At 69.4% G+C, this 17,891-nt stretch carries 14 protein-coding genes and 2 pseudogenes; 8 read left to right on the top strand and 8 right to left on the bottom strand.

Annotated features, from left to right (window positions below; translation table 11 throughout):
- Positions 1–31 precede the first annotated feature (31 nt).
- The 3 genes and pseudogenes from OG303_RS03675 to OG303_RS03665 all read right to left on the bottom strand — a co-directional run.
- Positions 32–208: pseudogene (locus tag OG303_RS03675) on the bottom strand (carboxylesterase/lipase family protein); the annotation flags it as partial.
- Positions 208–351 (bottom strand): annotated as a pseudogene (locus OG303_RS03670) (TetR/AcrR family transcriptional regulator); the annotation flags it as partial. The pseudogenes OG303_RS03670 and OG303_RS03675, both read right to left, overlap by 1 nt.
- A gap of 55 nt (positions 352–406) precedes the next feature.
- On the bottom strand, positions 407–1,114 hold the full coding sequence (locus OG303_RS03665; RefSeq protein ID WP_405864643.1) for a TetR family transcriptional regulator: 708 nt from the start codon (positions 1,112–1,114) through the stop codon (positions 407–409).
- 128 nt (positions 1,115–1,242) lie between these two features.
- Here OG303_RS03665 and OG303_RS03660 point away from each other — a divergent pair, with 128 nt between their 5' ends.
- The 3 genes from OG303_RS03660 (at position 1,243) to OG303_RS03650 (ending at position 4,690) form a co-directional block, all read left to right on the top strand.
- Positions 1,243–2,844 (top strand): aldehyde dehydrogenase family protein, encoded by a 1,602-nt coding sequence (locus OG303_RS03660; protein ID WP_405864641.1) that lies wholly within the window; start codon positions 1,243–1,245, stop codon positions 2,842–2,844.
- Between the two features lie 33 nt (positions 2,845–2,877).
- Positions 2,878–3,714 (top strand): oxidoreductase, encoded by an 837-nt coding sequence (locus OG303_RS03655; protein ID WP_405864639.1) that lies wholly within the window; start codon positions 2,878–2,880, stop codon positions 3,712–3,714.
- Between the two features lie 418 nt (positions 3,715–4,132).
- Positions 4,133–4,690: a dihydrofolate reductase family protein gene (locus tag OG303_RS03650; RefSeq protein WP_405864637.1), complete on the top strand. Its 558-nt coding sequence runs from the start codon at positions 4,133–4,135 to the stop codon at positions 4,688–4,690.
- Here the strand turns inward: OG303_RS03650 and OG303_RS03645 are convergent.
- Positions 4,687–6,717 carry a zinc ribbon domain-containing protein gene (locus tag OG303_RS03645; RefSeq protein WP_405864635.1) on the bottom strand — a complete coding sequence of 677 codons (2,031 nt, stop codon included), beginning with the start codon at positions 6,715–6,717 and terminating at the stop codon, positions 4,687–4,689. The two genes, OG303_RS03650 and OG303_RS03645, sit on opposite strands and share 4 nt — an antisense overlap.
- A 106-nt stretch (positions 6,718–6,823) precedes the next feature.
- On the bottom strand, positions 6,824–7,495 hold the full coding sequence (locus OG303_RS03640; protein ID WP_405864633.1) for an IS607 family transposase: 672 nt from the start codon (positions 7,493–7,495) through the stop codon (positions 6,824–6,826).
- Positions 7,496–8,073: 578 nt separating this feature from the next.
- On the opposite strand from OG303_RS03640, the gene OG303_RS03635 reads away from it, so the two are divergent.
- From OG303_RS03635 to OG303_RS03620, 4 genes are all read left to right on the top strand, one after another.
- Entirely contained in the window at positions 8,074–8,388 is a 315-nt protein-coding gene (locus OG303_RS03635) for a helix-turn-helix domain-containing protein (protein ID WP_405864631.1), read from the top strand.
- Positions 8,385–9,950 carry a helix-turn-helix domain-containing protein gene (locus OG303_RS03630; protein ID WP_405864629.1) on the top strand — a complete coding sequence of 522 codons (1,566 nt, stop codon included), beginning with the start codon at positions 8,385–8,387 and terminating at the stop codon, positions 9,948–9,950. Before OG303_RS03635 ends, OG303_RS03630 begins: the two co-directional genes overlap by 4 nt.
- Positions 9,951–10,055: 105 nt before the next feature.
- Positions 10,056–10,628, top strand: a complete 573-nt coding sequence (locus OG303_RS03625) for a transcriptional regulator (protein ID WP_405864627.1) — start codon at positions 10,056–10,058, stop codon at positions 10,626–10,628.
- Positions 10,629–10,857: 229 nt separating this feature from the next.
- Positions 10,858–11,964, top strand: a complete 1,107-nt coding sequence (locus OG303_RS03620) for a Gfo/Idh/MocA family protein (protein WP_405864625.1) — start codon at positions 10,858–10,860, stop codon at positions 11,962–11,964.
- A 386-nt stretch (positions 11,965–12,350) separates the two neighbouring features.
- Here the strand turns inward: OG303_RS03620 and OG303_RS03615 are convergent, their stop codons facing one another.
- The 3 genes from OG303_RS03615 to rox form a co-directional block, all read right to left on the bottom strand.
- Positions 12,351–13,010: a DUF1707 domain-containing protein gene (locus OG303_RS03615; protein WP_405864623.1), complete on the bottom strand. Its 660-nt coding sequence runs from the start codon at positions 13,008–13,010 to the stop codon at positions 12,351–12,353.
- 308 nt (positions 13,011–13,318) lie between these two features.
- A complete protein-coding gene (locus OG303_RS03610; RefSeq protein ID WP_405864621.1) occupies positions 13,319–15,205 on the bottom strand; it encodes an SMI1/KNR4 family protein in 1,887 nt (628 codons plus the stop codon).
- Positions 15,206–15,826: 621 nt separating this feature from the next.
- Positions 15,827–17,371 carry a rifampin monooxygenase gene (gene rox, locus OG303_RS03605; RefSeq protein WP_405864619.1) on the bottom strand — a complete coding sequence of 515 codons (1,545 nt, stop codon included), beginning with the start codon at positions 17,369–17,371 and terminating at the stop codon, positions 15,827–15,829.
- Positions 17,372–17,563: 192 nt separating this feature from the next.
- Here rox and OG303_RS03600 point away from each other — a divergent pair, with 192 nt between their 5' ends.
- On the top strand, positions 17,564–17,740 hold the full coding sequence (locus OG303_RS03600; RefSeq protein WP_405864617.1) for a hypothetical protein: 177 nt from the start codon (positions 17,564–17,566) through the stop codon (positions 17,738–17,740).
- The last annotated feature ends 151 nt before the right edge of the window (positions 17,741–17,891 follow it).

Below are 17,891 nucleotides of genomic sequence, written 5' to 3'. Positions count from 1 at the left end.
TCAAAAAACCGCGAGCTCAAAGTACGTCGTCCGCCCCTGCGAGTGTCAAGGGCATGATCGCGGACCGCAGTTCGCCGAACGACGCCTCGGGGCGGGCCTTCCGGCACGTCTCGAGGAGCTGTACAGGATGAGGGCGCGAGCGCGTCGCTGCGGCGTCGACGTCCCCGGCGGTCGAACTGGCGTACCTTGCGCCCACGGGGATCAGGTAGCGAAGCGGCGGGAAGCCGTGAGCCGGGCGGCACGCGGCAGGTCCTGGACGCCCCGGTGGGCCATGAGCATGAGGATCAGGTCGTCGACGACGAAGCCGAGGCGCAGTCGGCCGGTCTCCTGGGCACGGCGGGTCAGTTCGGCGCTTGATGGTGCTCGACGCATCACTTGTTGATCAGGCGCGCGCGGGATGCCGAAGTCATGTTCCCGGCTCCGTCCGACGATCGGGCGCGTCGGCGGTCTCCATGATGAGCCCCCGGAGGAAAGTGGCGATCGCCGCCTCGAAAGCCTCGGTGAAGGCCGGGTGCATGAACGCCAGGCTCGAGTCGGCCTGGAAGGCGGCCAGCAGTGAGGGGGCGGGACGGCTGCGGGTCCACAGGGCGCCGACGAGGATGATCACCATGTGCGCGGCGCGGAGCGCCCGCTCGTCGTCGAGCTCGGGGAGCAGGTCGCGGAGCCGTGCGGCGAGCCAGCGGATGGCGTCACGTGAGGACCTCTTGTACCTGGTCGCGACATCGACGGAGATGTTGTGCTCCAGGATCGCGTGTTGCACGCTCAGCAGTTCGCACAGCATCGGGTGCGCGGCGAACGTAGCGGCCAGCCCTGCCGCGACCTGGCGCGCTCTCGCCGGAGCCGGTGCGGACGGGTCGGCCCACTCGGGGATCGTCTCGGCGGTCTCGGTCCGGTAGCGGGCAGCCGCCTCGGAGAGCAGGTCGAGCAGCACCGCCTCACGTGACTCGAAGTAGAGCGACATGGCGGACTTCGACAGCCCGACCCGGCGGCTGAGCTCGTTGAGGCTCACCGCTGCGACCGGCATCTCGTCCAGCATGCCGGCCGCGGTGTGCAGGATGCTCTGCCGCCGTACCGCGCGCTGCTCCTCGCTGCGTGCGCGATGGAAAGTTGTCACCCCGCGAGGATAGTCGACCGCCGGTCCATTGACTATGGACCGGCGGTACATTAAGTTCAATGTACCGCCGGTCCACTATTGGCGATCGAGCGGGTCATGCCATCGCCGACCGAGGGAAGGGACACGCCATGAAGGCCACGGAGGCTGTCGACTGGGTCGACCCCGCCCGATGGCGGGCCACGCCTGCGGCAGAGCGGCTGAGGCTGCTTCGCCTGGTCCAGGCAAATATCGACCGGCACTTCGACGAGCTGGTGGCGGCGGACTGCCACGCGAAGGGCATCGACCCCGCGAACCGGGCCGACGCTCACCAGGTCGGCACGAGCGTGCAGCGCGTCCTGGTGCCGCTGCCCTCCAACGTCGCGGCGGCCATCGACCTGTACGAGGGCCTGGTCCGCGGCCGCCCGCTCCAGCCGCTCGCGGTCACCCCTGCCGGGGACGGACGCTTCGACGTCCGGCTCTCCCCGCGGGGGAAGGACCGCCTGCTCAACGGCGACCGGACCGACGTGCTGCGCGTCGTCGGCGAGCCCCGCAGGGTCGACCCCTACGCGAAACCCGGCGGCATCGTGGCCGTGCTCGGGGCGGGGAACGTCGCGTCGTCGTTCGAGATGATCCGGGCCCTCTTCGTCGACGGCTACGTGGTCGTCCACAAGCCCCACCCCCTCAGCGAGGACGCCGATCGGGTGTGGGAGAAGGTCCTGCAACCGCTCGTCGACGTCCACGCCGCCGCCTTCTGCCCTGCCGACGAGGGTCGCGACTTAACCCGCGACCCTCGCCTCTCCAAGATCTACTTCACCGGCGGGACAGGCTCCGCGAAGGCGATCATGGAAGCCACCGACACTGAGCTGGTCTCCGAGTGCGGCGGCAACAACCCGTGCATCGTCGTTCCGGGCGACCGCCTGTGGACCGAGCGGGAGATCCGCCATCAGGCGCTCCAGATCGCCACCATCGTCACGATCAGCGGCGGCTCGATCTGCGGCCGGACGCAGACCCTGGTGACGAGCCGGCACTGGCCGCAGCGGCGGCAGCTCCTGGACGCGATCACCGTCGCCCTGCGGGACCTCACGCCCGGCTCCAGCACCAGCTATCCCGGGGTCGACAAGACCTTCACGGCCTTCCGCGACGCCTATCCGGGCGGGCGGATCGTGCAGCCCGTGGACGGCCGCCCCGCTTCGCAGGTCATGGTGATCGAGGACGTCGGCACCGAGGGCTTCGCCCTTGAGAACGAGGCGTTCTGTCAGGTCATGAGCGAGGTCGCGCTCGACGTCGCGCCCGACGCCGGGACGTTCCTTCCCGCCGCGACGGAGTTCGCCAACGACAAGCTCCTCGGCACCCTGGCCGCGACGATCCTCATCGACGAGGACACCAGGAAAGCCCACGCGGCCACCATGGATCGCGCGGTCTCAGAACTCCGCTACGGCGCCATCGGCGTCAACACGATGCCGCCGGTGGTGTGGACGAACCCCTACCTCATCTGGGGCGGGAACGAGGAGGGCCGGGACTTCGTCTCCGGTCGCGGCAACTTCGGCAACCTCCTGGGGTACGAGAACGCCGAGAAGTCGATCGTGGTCAGCGGCTTCACCTCGCCGGGCCACTTGATCATGACGAGCAAGCGGGGCTGGCTCGACCTGTCGGCGCGCTTCGCCCGGTACGCCATCCGCCCCACGTGGCCGCGGCTGTTCGCCCTCGCCTTCGCCGCGACGCGCGCGGGTTTCCGTCGCGCCGGTTCCTGACCTCCCCGCCGTCCGCCAGGAAAAGGACTTCCCATGAGCAACAGGATTGCCCTGGTCACCGGGGCCTCCTCGGGCATCGGCGAGAGCACCGCCCGCCGCCTCCACGACGCCGGCTTCGTCGTCTACGGCGCCGCCCGCCGCCTCGACCGGATGGCCGCGCTGTCCGCCACGGGCATGCATACCGTCGCCCTCGACGTCACCGACGAATCCTCGGCCGAGAAGGCCGTCACGGACATCCTCGCGGCGCACGGCCGGATCGACGTCCTGGTGAACAACGCCGGATACGGCTCGTACGGCGCGCTCGAAGACGTCCCGATGTCCGAGGCCCGCTCCCAGATCGAGGTCAACCTCTTCGGCCTCGCACACCTCACCCGGGCCGTGCTGCCGGCCATGCGGGCCCAGCGCAGCGGCACCATCGTCAACATCAGTTCCATGGGCGGTCGGCTCGCCACGCCGTTGGGCGCCTGGTACCACGCCAGCAAGTTCGCCGTCGAAGGACTCAGCGACGCCCTGCGCCTGGAACTGCGACGCTTCGGGATCGACGTCGTCGTCATCGAGCCCGGCGTGATCCGCACCGAGTGGGGCGGCATTGCGGCCCGCAAGGTTCGTGCCACTTCGGGTGAGGGGCCTTACCGCGACCAGGCCGAGGCCATGGCCGTGTCGCTGGACAACGCCTCCCGGCCGGACGCGCCCAGGACCTCGCCCCCCGACGTCGTGGCCCGTGCCGTGGCCCGAGCCGCCACGGCACGCCGCCCCCGCACCCGGTACACCGCCGGCTTCGGCGCCCGGCCGCTCCTCCTGGTGCGCAGGATGCTGCCGGACCGGGCCTTCGACGCGTTCATCACGCGCACCGCGAGCCTTCTCGCCTGAAATCACGGCGAGTCCACTCACCAGACAGTCGTCGCCGTCACACCCTCCCGGGCACGGAGGAGTCGCGCACCCCTTCCGCCCCCGGTGGCGCTTCACCACGGCCGGCGTCGACAACACCGACAACGCGAAAAGAGGAAGGAACGGCAATTCCGGGTCCTGGCCAGGCGGGGTCGCGATCCGCGAGCGGGAGATGCGGCCGGGTGCCGAGGCTGTGGGTCCATGATCTCGTCACGGGAAAGGATTTCTCAGCAGCATGTCGATCGGTGAGTCTCCCGTTCGACGCTTGAGTACAGGCGCGACCCGCGACGCAGAATCCGGACGGGCCGCGGCTCTGTGATCAACAAGTGCTGTCATTCGTCGACCAGTGGTTCGGGTTGCCGACTACAAAGCCGGCCGCCGGACGCCCCGAGGAGAAATCATGCAGATCCGTGCCCGTATGAGCATGAGTGCCGATGGCTACGTGACCACACCGAAGGGGTGGCCCGCCCTGACTGCCGACCCCGCGTTCGTCTCCGGCGAAAGCCACGGTATCCGGGAGTTCCTCGAAGGCTGCGAGGCGGCGCTGATGGGCCGCACCACCTTCGAGCCCGCGCTGACCAACAATCGCTGGCCGTGGCCGGATCTCAACGTGTTCGTACTCGGCTCACACCGTCCGGACGGCACCCCTGACCACGTCACCACCGACAGCGACCCGGTGCGGCTGCTGGAGAAGCTCCGCTCGGCCAACCGGGGTGGCGACGTCCACCTCATCGGGGGCCCGCAGACGATCGGGGCGTTCCACGCCATCGGCGCACTGGACACCCTCGAACTGGTCGTACTGCCGATGCTGTTCGGCGGTGGGATGCAACTGACACCCATGCTCAGTCCCGACACCGGGCTGACCTTCCAACGCGAGCGTGCCCTCCCCGGTGGTTCAGTGGAGATCGTCTACTCCTGCCGGGGCAGTCGCACTGAGCTTCCAAGCAAGCGTCTCTAGAACTCTGTGTGTGCCTGTGGTTTCGAGGCTTTTCGGGCGCGGCGTGGCCGTCTGCCGTTGCCATCGGGTGGTCCGAACCTCGGGGTGAGGGGGTGGACTTCGGTGGCGTGCAGGTGGTGGAAGCCGGTCCGCTCGGCGGCGCGGGTGCGCCGGCGACAGGTCCTGTGTGAGAGCTGCACCGGGCCGGATCGGGGAAGGTCTTCTCCGCTCCGGTGGGGTGCAGGTACTCCATGACCTGGCACCGGCCTGGATGCGGCTGGTGTCGTGGTGTCATGCCCCGCCGGACGCTGGACTGCCCCCGGGGCGGGGGTGGTGGCGGGGACCGTACGCACATCGGGCGCACGGCGGGAGGTCTTGTGGCCCGGGGTCTGTTCGGTGGTGCGCCGAGTACCTTGGTTTTGGGGGCCAGTGGGCCTGGTGGGGGTGGGGTGGCCCTTGCCTGTGGTGGCCTGCGGTCCGCGCGGCCGGGGCGGGGCCTGCTCGGTGCGTCGCTGGCGGCGCAGACGGCGGGTGGTCTTCTTCGGGCGCCGGACCAGGGTCACAGTACCTTCCACGGTGGTGCGGATGGTCCGGGTGCCGGTGGCGCGTTCGGTGATGGTGTGGGTCTGAGCGAGCAGTCCGCGGGAGACGATCCGGCGGGCGGCGGCGTGATCGCGGTCCATGGACAGCCCGCAGCCCGTGCAGTGCGCCCACTTCCACCCCCGCTCACCGAGTCGGTCGGGGGCCGGGTGGTGGGTGAGTGCGCTCAGGCAGCCGGGGCAGAGTTTGGAGGTGCCCCGGGCCGGGACGGTGACGACCGCGACCCCCGTCTTCGCTGCCAGGTGGCGGATCGCCTCGGCGACGCTGCCGCGGACCTGTCCGGACAGTCGGGCGTTGCCCCTGCGATGGCCGCGGGCTTCCAGGGTGGTGAGGTCTTCGAGGTAGATGACGCTCGCGCCGAGTACTGCCGCCTGGTCGACGGCCCAGCGGGCGGCCGCCCGGGCCAGTGCAGTATTCAGGTGCCGGATGCGGGCACACACCCGTGCGTGCTCGGCCTCCAGTACCCGGGCCCGGTCGAGGTGTTCGCCCCAGGCCCGGTGCGGGGCGCCGAGCCCGTTCGCAAGGGCCTGGTAGTGAGCGCGTTTGGCGGCGAGGTGCTCGCGCGCGCCGCGCAGCCGGTGCAGGGCGGCACTGACGGTGGTGGCGTCAAAGACCAGGGGGCGGCCGTCGGTGAGGACCCGGCGGGTCTGCCCTTTCCCGGTCAGGCGGCCGAGCGTGCCGGTGAGCAGGGTGTTGACGCCCCAGTCGAGGCCGAGTCCGACCGTGTGCCCGCTGGCCTTGACGGCGGGCACGGGCCGGGAATGCGGCAGGTCGACGGCGATTCTCCCGGCCGGGGTGGGGCGCAGGGTCGGGGTGTGCAGCACCGCGTCCGGCGCGATGGTGCCGGGCAGCCGGATGTCGATCATGTGCCAGGCCCAGTCACGCCCTGTGGCGGGGGCCGCCCGCAGGGGGAGTTTGACCCGCAGTCGGGCGGTGGTCTCATCCACCCGGGCCAGGGTGACCTGCTGGCGGTCCATCGCGGCCAGGAGCACCTGTGGGGCCACCTGCGGCGGGCCTTCCAGGGCACACAGCCCGGCGGGCAACTGCCCGTGCTCGGCCACGAATCCGCAGATCTGCCGGGTGCGGTTGCGGATCTCCGCACCGCTCACCCCGGCGGGCAGCACGGCCCGCAGTGCTGTCCACTCAGCCTCGGTGCGGCGTCGGGGATCATCCGGCCAGGTGGCCAGGACCGCGGCCACGATGCTGCGCCGGTGCAGGGCCAGTCGCAGGGTGCGCGCGGCGTACTCCTCCACGCCTCGCCGCACCCGGTCCGGGACATACATGCCCGCCGGGGGCGTGGCGGTCTGCGGCCAGTTCAGGCGGCGCAGCGCCATCCACCCCTTGGACGGCAGCGCCTCGCCCCGCTCGTCCACCCCGGCGGCCAGCACGTCCAGACAGTCCTCGTCCCACCGGGCGGCCACCAGAGCACCGCTCAGGGTCTGGCTCAACCGGGCCAGAAAACCCACTCGTTCCAGCAAGACCCGCTGCCCGACCCGCTCACCAGTGCTCTCGAGCACACCACGGAAGGCGCTACACGTCGCCGTCGCCATCAACCTAGCCACGGTCTTCACCCGCAACCCCGGCTCCGGCTCCGGCTCCGGCTCCGGCTCCGAGGAGAGGATGCTCCATGCGGTCCCCGGCTTCGGCCAGAAGCCGCCGACGCGCCTCACGTGAGCGCATCCCGTACATGCGACCGGAGAATGTAGCCACCAGCGACATGAAATCATCGAGCAGCTCCTCCATCCCCCCGGCCGCTCCCTTGGCATGCAACACCTCGACCGTGACGCGGTGATGGGCCAGAACCTGGATCAACCAGCCCGCACCGAAGCGGGCCAGCCGGTCAGCGTGAGTGACCCGCACATGACTGAACTCCCCCTTCCCGGCCCGCTTCATCAGCCGGTCAAGCCCCGGCCGTGACTCCCGCAGCCCCGAGGCACGGTCCTTGAAGACCGCGACCACCACCCCCGAAGCGGATGCCCGCAGTTCGGCTTCCTGCGCGGCCAGCGACGACTCCTGCCCACTGGTGCCCGAGACCCGTACATACAGCGCCTCACGCCGTCCGGCCGCATCCGGGCAGCCGGTCAAAGCGTCCAACGCCTCGCTGGAAAAGCGCCGTTCACGCCCCACCCACACCACCGGAACCCTGCCCTCGTTCGCCCACAACCGCAGCGTGCCAGGGTGCACACCCACCCGCCGCGCAGCCACCGCCAGCCGAAGAAGTTCCATGCCGAGAAACCTACGACCACACGCGCACCCACCACCCCAAACCAGCATGAACATCCCACCATCGCTGGAAGCCAGGCCGAATCACGCACAGATCCACCCACGCTCTGCTAGGCAGCATCCATAAGGATCCCTAAGCGAAACCCTCAACAGTTGGAGACCCTACGGCTGCCGTGGATCGCGGACCCGCCCACCGACGGTGGCCAGGAGACGGTCTTCCGCGCCCGGACTGCAGGACTGTTCCACCGGGGAATCCCTCCACCATGGGACTGGAGACGCTCAAGGACATCCTCTTGCCGGAGCTGAACCTCATGGTGCGGCAGGTCATGACCGTCGATGGCAACTCGATGGTCGACGCGGCGGCGTGCGGCTCTCCGGGCAGGGGTCCGCGGTGTGTGCGTCCCGCTACGCGGGTTCACAGCCGATTTTGGCGTCAGGTATGCGCGTTACCCGTATCCGTCGGCGGCCGCTCATCGCCGTACATCCGTTTGTCTCCGTGCGGATGTCATCGACACTGCCCGGCCATGATGGTGATGCATAATACGCATGGTGGGTGAGGTTTGCGTGATAACTTCGGCGTCATGGGTATGAGCCTCGAAGAGCGGGTACGGTCCGCGGTGGCCGCACTCCTGCACGCGGCCGGTGAGTCGCAGACAGAGCTCGCCGCCGCTCTGGGGGTGAGTCAGGCCCAGGTCAGCCGCCGTCAGTCCGGCAGTGCGGCCTGGAGTCTGACGGACTGTGAGGCGGTCGCCGCGCATTACGGCATCGACGTCCTCGAGCTTCTGGCGGGACCCACTCGGGCCACCGAGGCACTGCCATTCGAGCGACGCCGCGTTCCCGGCCGCCAGACCACCGCCGCATCGACTGCGGTCGTTCAGGACGGGGGAGTGCGATGACGGACTTCGGCGCGATCGACGCGCTGCTCGCCGGTGTCAAGAAGGAGGCCCCGCTGCCGCCCGCCGAGGAACGGCGCGCCCTGCGCGAGGAATTGAACCTCTCGCGCGCCCAGCTCGCGCAAGCCCTGGGTGTCAGCCCGTCCACGGTCGGGGGCTGGGAGTCGGGACGGGACCCGAGTGGCGAAGTGCGGGAGAAGTACGCGTACTTCCTCGAGGGAGCACGGACCAAGCTGGCCGCCGAGGCGGCCGAGGACGCGCCGGCCGACGAGCCCGAGGAGGTAGCCCTCGCGGATACCGAGGTTCCCGAGGGCGCAGAGCAGAACATCGAGTCGGATGACGACGTCGACGTACTCATCACGGCCCGGCCCTGCGTGCTGTGCGGGCAGCCCGCCCGCCACCAGGTCGCGGGTTTCCCCCAACACCTGGACCCCGCCGAGTGCGGCACGGCAGAGCCCGTAGTCACGGCCGAGCTCCCGCAGCCGCAGCGACCCGCACCGGACACGGAGACCGTGCAGACGGCACTTGCCGTGGGGCAGCGCCAGCCGGCGCATGGAAAACGGGGCGTCAAGGTGGTACCCGTCGGCCGCCGCATGCAGACGACCGACTCCCCGGACCTGATCAGCTCCGCCGTCTCGGCCGCCCTCGCCGACCACTCCGGCGATGTCGAGGCGGCGACCCAGGCGTTGGTGAAGCGGGCGATCCCGGACGCGATGGCGCTGCTGGACCACAGCCGCAAGGGCGGTCGCTACGACGTGATCGCGCACCCCTGGCTGCCCGACATCCTGCGCAAGCAGACCGCCCGTGGGGCCGACCAGGTCTGGGAGGCCCGCCCCAAGTGGGCGCGGCCCGAACTGCCCGTGGGTGAGCACGAGGTGACCGCTCTCGACGTCAACGGCGCCTACCTGTCCGCGCTCAAGACCCATCTGCCGCTCGGCCAGTTGGAGCACTCCACCGGCAACCACCACGACCGCCGCAGGGCCGGCATCCATCTGATCACCCCGCCTGCCTGGGACCACGACGCCTACCTGCCCAACCCGATCGGGAACCGGGACGAGCCGGGCCCGCTGTGGGTGACCGAACCGACCCTGCGCCTGCTGCTGCGCGTGTCGGGTCCGACGTACGGGCTGTGCGAGCCGCCGGAGATCCACGAGTCGTGGACCTCCGGGGCGACGGAGGGTCTGCTGGAGAAGTTCCGCGTTGCTCTCAAGGACGCCCGGGACCGGGCGATCGCCGCCGACGACGAGGTGACGCTGGAGTACGTCAAAGCGATGTACTCGAAGTTCGTCTCCACGTTGGGGGAGTCGAACTACAACCGTGAGCTGTACCGCACCGACTGGATGCACCTGATCCGCTCGCAGGCCTTCGCCAACCTGTGGTGGAAGGCCCACCGGGCGTACGACGAGGGCTTGTTGGTCGTCCGTGCGATGGGCACCGACGAGCTGCACGTCATCGGTGACTGGCACGCGGTGTTCGCCGAGGGCCGCGGCGTCACCGAAGTGAAGATCAAGGACACGTACAGCGTCGGCGCCGCCCACAACGAGGCCACGCAGCCGCCTGAGTAACCCGCCTGGCGGCTGATACTCGCCCCGGCGCGGATTCCACCAGGGCAAGTGATCGGCCCTCGCAGGGCCTTACAGTGATCCACAACCCGAGGACCGGAAGAGACGATGCCTGAGCGGAACATCGAGTTCGGCAAGTACGGCGCCCGCGGTATCAAGGGCCACGAGGCCGTCGCCCGGCAGCTGGACGCGCTCGCCGGCTACATCGCCTCACCCATCACTGCCCGGCGAGGCATGCTCGCCCGGGTGCACTACCTCACCCGCACCGACCACGCCCGAGCCGCCGCCCGCGCGGCCGGCCTGACCGTCACCGACCGCACCCTGCGCGCCTGGCTGGACGGCCGCCGCACGCCATCAAGGAAGAACCTGGAGCGCATCGAGCGGGCCTACCGCACCGTGCGAAGAGAGAACGTCGCCCGCTACCTGACCGCCCGCCTCAACCGCGACGGCCGCGGCACCCGCGTAGAGATCCACCCGCTCAACCAGTCACAGGTCGACCGGCCGCGCCAACGCGTCGTCGAATTCCGCACCCTCAACGTACGCCGCTGGGACCGGATCGTTGCCGCATGGGCGGCGGCCGACAGCCAGGAGCTGGACGACGCGTGGGTTGACCAGGTCGTCGACCTGGGCTCGCAGTGGGGCCAGTACGAATACGTCACCAACGTTGGCTTCGCCGCGTGAGGTGGTGGGGGCCGCATCACCATGAACATGCTGCTGGGGGAGGAGGCGCGGCACGCCGTCTTGGGTACACGGCATCAGCTCTTGCTTGTCGTGTCCTTGAGCGGCTGGCCCAGGCTGCCGGGCTGCTGCCCGCACGATTCCCCGTCGGCCCATACGGACGCGACGCCGCGGCGGCGTGTGGCAAGCGTCGGAAGCTACACTCGCGGCGCGGATGCGGGAGGAGCGGGCAGTGAGCGCAACACCCATACGATTCGGCATCGTCGGCAGCGGCTGGCGGGCCGAGTTCTTCGTTCGGCTGGCGAGGGCACTACCCGAACGGCTGGCGGTGGCCGGTGTGGTGACTCGCTCCGCCGAACGCGCTGCCCAACTGGAGGCGCAGTGGGGTGTGCCTGCCTTCCAGACCGTCGGCGAACTGTGTGACCACAGGCCGGAGTTCGTGATTCCGTCCGTGCCGTGGGATGTCACGCCGCTGGTCGTACGGGAACTCGTCGAGCGCGAGATGCCGGTCCTTGCCGAGACGCCGCCTGCGCCCGACGTACGAGGACTTCAGGGGTTGTGGGATGCCGTGGGAGCCGCGAGACGCGCCGGGGGCGGCGCACTCGTCCAGGTCGCGGAGCAGTACACCCTGATGCCGGGCCACGCCGCTCGCCTTGCTCTCGTGAGAGAAGGGGTGATCGGTGAGGTCACCTCCGTACAGGTGTCCTCGACTCACATGTACCACGCGATGTCGCTGATCCGGCACACACTGGGTGCCGGTTTCGGGCCCGTGACGGTGACTGCCCGGGCCTTCACCGCCCCGCTCGCCGATCCGCTGACCCCCGACGGCTGGTCGGACGACCTGACGCCCAAGGACGCCGTCACCACCTTCGCCCTCCTGGACTTCGGTGGGGCCCGCACGGCCCTGTACGACTTCACGGACAACCAGTGGTGGAACCCGCTGCGCGCCCGCCGGATCGTGGTGCGCGGGTCGCTCGGTGAGATCGTGGATGACACGGTGGTGCGGATGGCCGATCCGCGCACACCCGTGGAGTCCACACTGATGCGGCGCCGCACCGGCATGGATCTCAACCTCGAAGGGGCTGAGGTGCACCACATCTCCTTCGACGGACGAGTGGTGTGGCGCAACGCCTATCTGGGCGCGAGCCTGTCCGAGGACGACCTCGCTGTCGTGGATCTGCTGTGCCGCACGGGCGCTTGGGTACGGGATGCCGGCCCGGAACCGTACCCGCTGGCTGAGGGCTGCCAGGACCATCTGCTGGCGCTGGCCGGCGAGGAGTCAGCGCGTACCGGGGCGTCGGTGACGACCGCAGTGCAGGCATGGGCGGCGGGCCTTTGAGCCCATCGGCCCGTGCTGCTGCCTTCCTGCCCTCCCGGGTATAGCGGCTCAGGGGGCGGCAGTTGCGGTCTGCAACGGGACGTGCCGCAGCCGGGGTGATCTTCAGGGTCGCTGCCAGGCCTCCTGGTGTCCCCGATGAGCGTGCACAGCAGGCCGGCGTGCGTGTAGCGCCGCCAGAAGAGGCTGTGGACGAGCGCGGGGGCAATGGCCGAGGCGCCCAGCAAGAGGACAGGTACGAGCCTGCCCTCGATGAGGGCAGGTTTTCGCGCCGTGTACACGACGAGGCCGGCGTCTTGATTGCGGCCCGCGGCGGCGGCCGTAGACCCAGGCAGGAGTGGCGGGCCGCTGGTGGTCGCTGTTCCTCATGTAGTCCTGCTGGATGGTCGTCAAGCGTCTGCAGACACAGACGCGGGCCTGCGCAGCAGCCACTGCCCGAACGTCCGCCGAGCGGGCCGCACCACCACGGGGCCGAGGACCTTCTGACCGACCAACTCCACTCGCAGAGTGACCGGCGTATCAGGGCCCGTCGGAGTACGACGGTACTTGACCCTGCTGTGCACCAGCTGCAGACCATCAGCGTCGACCACGATGCCCGGCCCGGTGACCAACGTCAGGGTCTTGCCCGTCATGTTCACGTCGACACGCAAGGTGTCCTGGGTGATCACTGCCTCGGTGAAGTCAAGCATCACTTCGCAGTACGTCACCGCGAGTTCCAGCCTCCGCGGCACCACCCAGCGCCCCATCCGCTCGACCGCGCCGCTGTGGACCCCTTCGATCCGAACTACGTCCTTGACCTCCACCACAGTCGTGCCGACCGTGACCGATACGGGCGGCAAGTCGGCGGTGAGCGCGGCCAGTTCGCTCACGGTCCGCGCAGACAGGGCAGCCTCCAGGCGCTCGTCCAACTCGTCTGCGGTCAGCAGGCCGTCGCCCGCCGCGACGCGCAGCACATCCACCACGCGGTCCCGGTCCGCATGCGAGGCCCGCAACTCGGGCGACGAGCCGGAGTCGGAGTGCTTCCCGTTGGGCGACATCTCTCCCGACATGCTTCCGTCCTGGTCCTGTCGAACGTCTCCGCGACACTGGCCGCGGCGCGAGCAGAAGACTAGCCATATCGCGACATGGATCCCGGCTGGGCTCCGTCACGACGATGTGATGGGCAGCGTCGATTCACGTCGTACGGCATCCAGCATGCCGAGGCCCAATAGCAACAACAAGTGCATCCTCATGGCTGGTTCACCCTGCCCGCGAGGGGGCTGCTTGAGCGCGCCCGGAAAGCACAGCCGTCGATGGGTGGGGTGCCATCGCAGACCAACATGCTGGGCCGCTGAACCTCATCAGGGCCACGGTCGGTTCAGGGCCTGTGCCTCACGAAGCTGAGGTAGGCGAAGCCTTCGCCCGAGCGGGGTGCTCGGGTCCAGGACCGGGTGGTGAAGGTGGGGAGCCTGCCTTGAGTGAGTGCGAAGCGGGGGAGTGAGAGCCCGAGTTCGGTGTGCAGGGCCTGCAACACGCGTAGCTCGCAGTCCAGTTCGGTGTCCTCTGGGCGGAACAGCCGTGCAGGGTCCAGGGCTTGGGGTATCGCGCCGGAACGGTCGATCTCCGTTCCCCGCACGGTGAACGCGTAGATCTCTACGCCCTGTTCGGCCACCGACAGGTGGAACGCGGCCGGTCGGCCACCCGGCGACGAAAGCCGAGGGTCGCACCACACCACTACCGCGTGGCCGGAGGAGGAGGCGGCCGCAGCGGGGGAGAGGAACAGGTTGCTCAGGTGGTGATGGGAGTGGCCGTCGAAGGCGAAGGCCCATGTTTCGGCGGTGCGGCCGACGGCGACCACGGCCCGGTCCTCCCAGAGTTCCACGCCCTCCCGCTCGTGGGCCTGGGGTGCCCGCCAGGACGCCTTGCGCGGGTCCGTGGGCGGGCTCAGTTGGGCGTCCTCCTCGCCGATCAGAGCGGGCAGGCGGTCCGGGGCGATGCCCTCGACCCAGACACAGCGGTATCCGTCGAACGCCTGCCGGGTTGCCACAGGCTCAGCCAGCCAGGTCAGGCCCGGCGGGTCGAGATCGGGCACCGGCTCGGGGACGGGACCTGTCTGCCCGGACCGTGGTGTCGCGAGGATTTCCCGGCCGCGCTCCGGGGTGATCAGCGGCCCCAGGACCGGATCGGCGAGCAGGCCGATCGGGGCGATCAGCGAGGGCCCGGGAGCCTCCCACAGCGGGAGCGCGTGGCGCAGCAGCTGCCATGCGGCATCGGTCGCCCCCCAGCGGGCCGACTCACGGGCCTCGGCAACGGCCAAGCCCCATGGACTGGCGGGCGCGTAGCAATAAGTGCCGTCCCGCATCGTGCTCAGTATGGCCTCGACACTCTCGCGGGCGGCCCCGCGGGCGGTCATCATGCCCACCCAGTGATCGTCGCCGCCCAGCCGCCATTCACCGGATGCCGGCGTCATGGCCTCCAAGGGCAGGATCTCGGGCAGGTAGCGCGGGTCGGCGACCAAGTTGCCGTAGCTTCGGGAGCTGCGCGGATCCAGCAGATGCCGGAGCTGGTTCAGCAGGACGGCGCTGCGGGGCCGTCCGAAGGACAGTGCCTCCTCGAGCAGGGGCAGGGCCTGCTCCCAGCGTCCGCGCAGGGCGAGCAGGCGGGCCTCCTCCACATGAGCGTCCAGGACGCGCGTGGTTGCGTTCACGAAGTCGTCTCGTTCCGCCCTGTCGGAGTGGAAGCGGCGGTACATGGCCTCCATGTAGGCGCGGAACGACGGGTAACGGTCCGGCAGTTCACCACTCCAGCCCTTGTAGACGTAGAGCGCCCACTCGCCGTCCTGGTCGCTGTCGCCCGGGTCGAGCAGGGCGTGCGACATGTCCGAGTCCGTCTCCAGCCGTAGCGCCCGTCGCCACATCCCCGCCAGCAGGATGTCCGCCTCGCGTGGGTCGTCGCCCAGATTCTCCTCATACAGCGAGGACATGTCGTGCGGGTCCTGGAACCAGCCGATGTCCGCGGCGCCACCGAGCTGATAGACCCCGGCCGTCTCATCCACATGCCACCCGTCGCTCACAGCCAGGAACTCCCGGTACGAGGGCGGCAAGCGCCGTCCCAGCCGTTCCTCGGCCGCGGCGATCGCCGCCTCGTCCGCCCCCGGCCTGCTCGGGGGGACGACGATCTGCCCGCCGTCCTCGCCGGCGCGCGGAACCCACTCCTGCTGCCAACGCGCCAGGAACTCATGCCAGTTGAAAGCCTCTCCACTCATGGACGGATGGTGTCATCCGGCACTGACAACGACACCCGGGCCGTCCGCAGCGGCGCAGGACGATGGCCCTCCAGGCGGCTGATGATTCGCGGACCGGTGTCGTTCACGTGTGGCGGCGGCACGTGTGCATGGGTCGTGGAGGCAATTGTTGATCACTCGTTGGGAGATGCCGACACGTGTTGGCGGCACCGGCGTGCCGTCCCCCCCGTCGGGTGATCAATTCGCCGTGCCCTGGCCGGCAGTGTCCATAGGGTTCCTGCATGGCGGATGCGAGTGAGCGGGCCGTGCAGGCGGCCATCGATGGGGAGATGCAACCCCGCCCGGCCGGCCCGCGCGCGGCGCCTCCCTGACGAGGCCGATCCGCTGAGGACCGGCGCGGCCTGGCCCCGTCGTTCATGTTCGACAGGCGGCCGTGAGACGAACGCACGGCTGCCTGCGCCGATCCACTGCGCGGTGCTCTTCCGCCGTCTTCCGGTCGTCACTCGGAGGCTATGACCCTCCTCGCATGCCGACCCTGGCGGAAGAGCACCGCGGCTGATGCTGCCTCCGGCCTTCCGATGGTCAGTCGCTACTGGCCGGGCCGGTCCTCCTCACGGGCCCTTCTCGGTTGCTCGTGCGAAATCAGTTGGCGGGCTTGCCGAACCAGCGGGAGAGGTGGTCGTCCAGTGCCTGCTGATCGTCGCCGATCCAGGCGACGTGGCCGTCGGGGCGTAGCAGGACGCCGGGAACATCCAGTACGGCAGTGGGGTCCGCGAGGTAGTCGACCCGGTCTGACCAGCCGCCGGCGGCCAGGCGTTCGGTGCGGTCCAGCAGCAGGCCGCGGCCGCGATGCAGCAGACCGTAGAGGTGGCCTTGTTTCACGTCGATGTCGGGCAGGCGGCGGCCGAGCAGGTCGGGGCCTTCGCCGAAGTCGTAGCGGATGCCGATCGCGGTGATCTTCTCGATGAGATAGCGGTTCACCTCGTCGAAGTCCATGAGTTCGGTGAGCAGCCTGCGCACGGCCTGCGGGCCCGGTTCGGTGGAGTGCAGTTCCATCTGGGCGCGGGTGTTGTCGAGCACGTCCTCGGCGACTGGATGGCGTTCGGCCTGGTAGGTGTCCAGCAGTGTTTTTGGCGCCCAGCCGCGGATTTGTGCGGCCAGTTTCCAGCCGAGGTTGAATGCGTCCTGAACGCCCAGGTTGAGGCCCTGTCCGCCGGTGGGTGGATGGATGTGTGCCGCATCGCCGGCCAGCAGCACTCGCCCGACCCGATAGCGTTCGGCCAGCCGGGTGGCATCCCCGAAGCGGGACAACCAGCGCGGGGAGTGCACGCCGAAATCGGTTCCGGCGATGGTGCGCAGCTGTTGTTTGAAATCCTCGAGGGTGGGTGGTTCCGCGCGATCGCCGACTCCCGCGGCGGGGACTACGACGCTATATGCCCCTTCTCCGAAGGGCCTGAGCCAGAATCGCTTATTGGTCTCGCCGATTTCCCTCACCTTGGCGGCGATCTCCGCCTGCGGCACACCCACTTCCATCTCGCCCATCAGCGTCTCGGTCCGCGAGGGCTCGCCGGGGAAGCCGACGCCGAGCAGTTTGCGCACCTGACTGCGCCCGCCGTCACAGCCGACGAGATAGCGCGAACGCAGCTGTTCGCCGTCGGCCAGCTGGATGGTCACACCCTCGTCGTCCTGCTCGAAATCGGCCACCGCACAACCACGCCGGACCTGGGCACCCAGTTGGGCCGCGTGTTCTTCGAGCAGGCGGACGATGACCGGCTGCGGGATGCCCAGCAGATAGGCGTGCGCGGAATCCAGACCCTGGGGCGCGGGTTTGTTGATGGCGGCGAAGAATCCGCCGGCCGGACGCTGTCGTCCGTGTTCGAGAAGGCGATCCAGCAGTCCGCGCATGGCCATCAGCTCGATACTGCGAATGTGCAGACCGACGATGCGGACGAACGACACGGGCTCGGTTTCCTTCTCCACAACGAGTACCCGCACATCGTGCAGCCGCAGTTCGGCGGCCAGCATCGCGCCAGTCGGCCCGCACCCGGCAATGATCACGTCGAACATGAGGGGGGCGCGATCGGCGCCGGAGGCCGGCGACCGGAGTCGGGGGGCGTCGCCCACGGTGACGTCGCGCTCGGCCGTATCGTTCGAAGACGGCTCGGCGGTGAACTGGGGAGAGTCCATAGGTGTTGCCTTTCGGGAGTGCCTTGTTGTCGAGGCGCTCCCGGCGACACCTATGTCAATCGCCGGCCGTGACGGGAAGGGGGAGCACCCACATGGATACAGCGTTCATGGGTCTCACCTCCTCGGGCGGTGCCGCGGTCCCCTGCAAGCTACAAGCCCGAGCATCTCCCCGTCCAACCCTTTCCCAGCCACGTGATCACGACTCCGAACGGCGAGGGCTTCCACCTCGCCGCCGAGGATGGCGGGTGGCGCAGCCCCCTGCATGAATCGGTGCTGGAGGGCGACTACGGCAAACTGGAGCGCGAGCGCACCACCTTCTACGGCTTCCGGTGCGCGGTGTGGAACTGGCAAGTGAGGCAGTGGAGTTGATTCCCGGTAAGCGCCGCTACAACCAATGGTGGCCGCCGGGTGTCCAGTACATGTCGTGATCGGGTGGTCCGGTAGATGAACTCCGGGGTCGGCCCGTGCGCCGTTGTGTTTCCGTTGCTGAGGAGATGGTCGTGCGTTCAGTGCTGCGTGG

Source organism: Streptomyces sp. NBC_00005 (genome assembly GCF_045160215.1).
In the GTDB taxonomy this organism is placed as follows: domain Bacteria; phylum Actinomycetota; class Actinomycetes; order Streptomycetales; family Streptomycetaceae; genus Streptomyces.
This window is presented reverse-complemented; position numbering and strand designations above follow the sequence as displayed.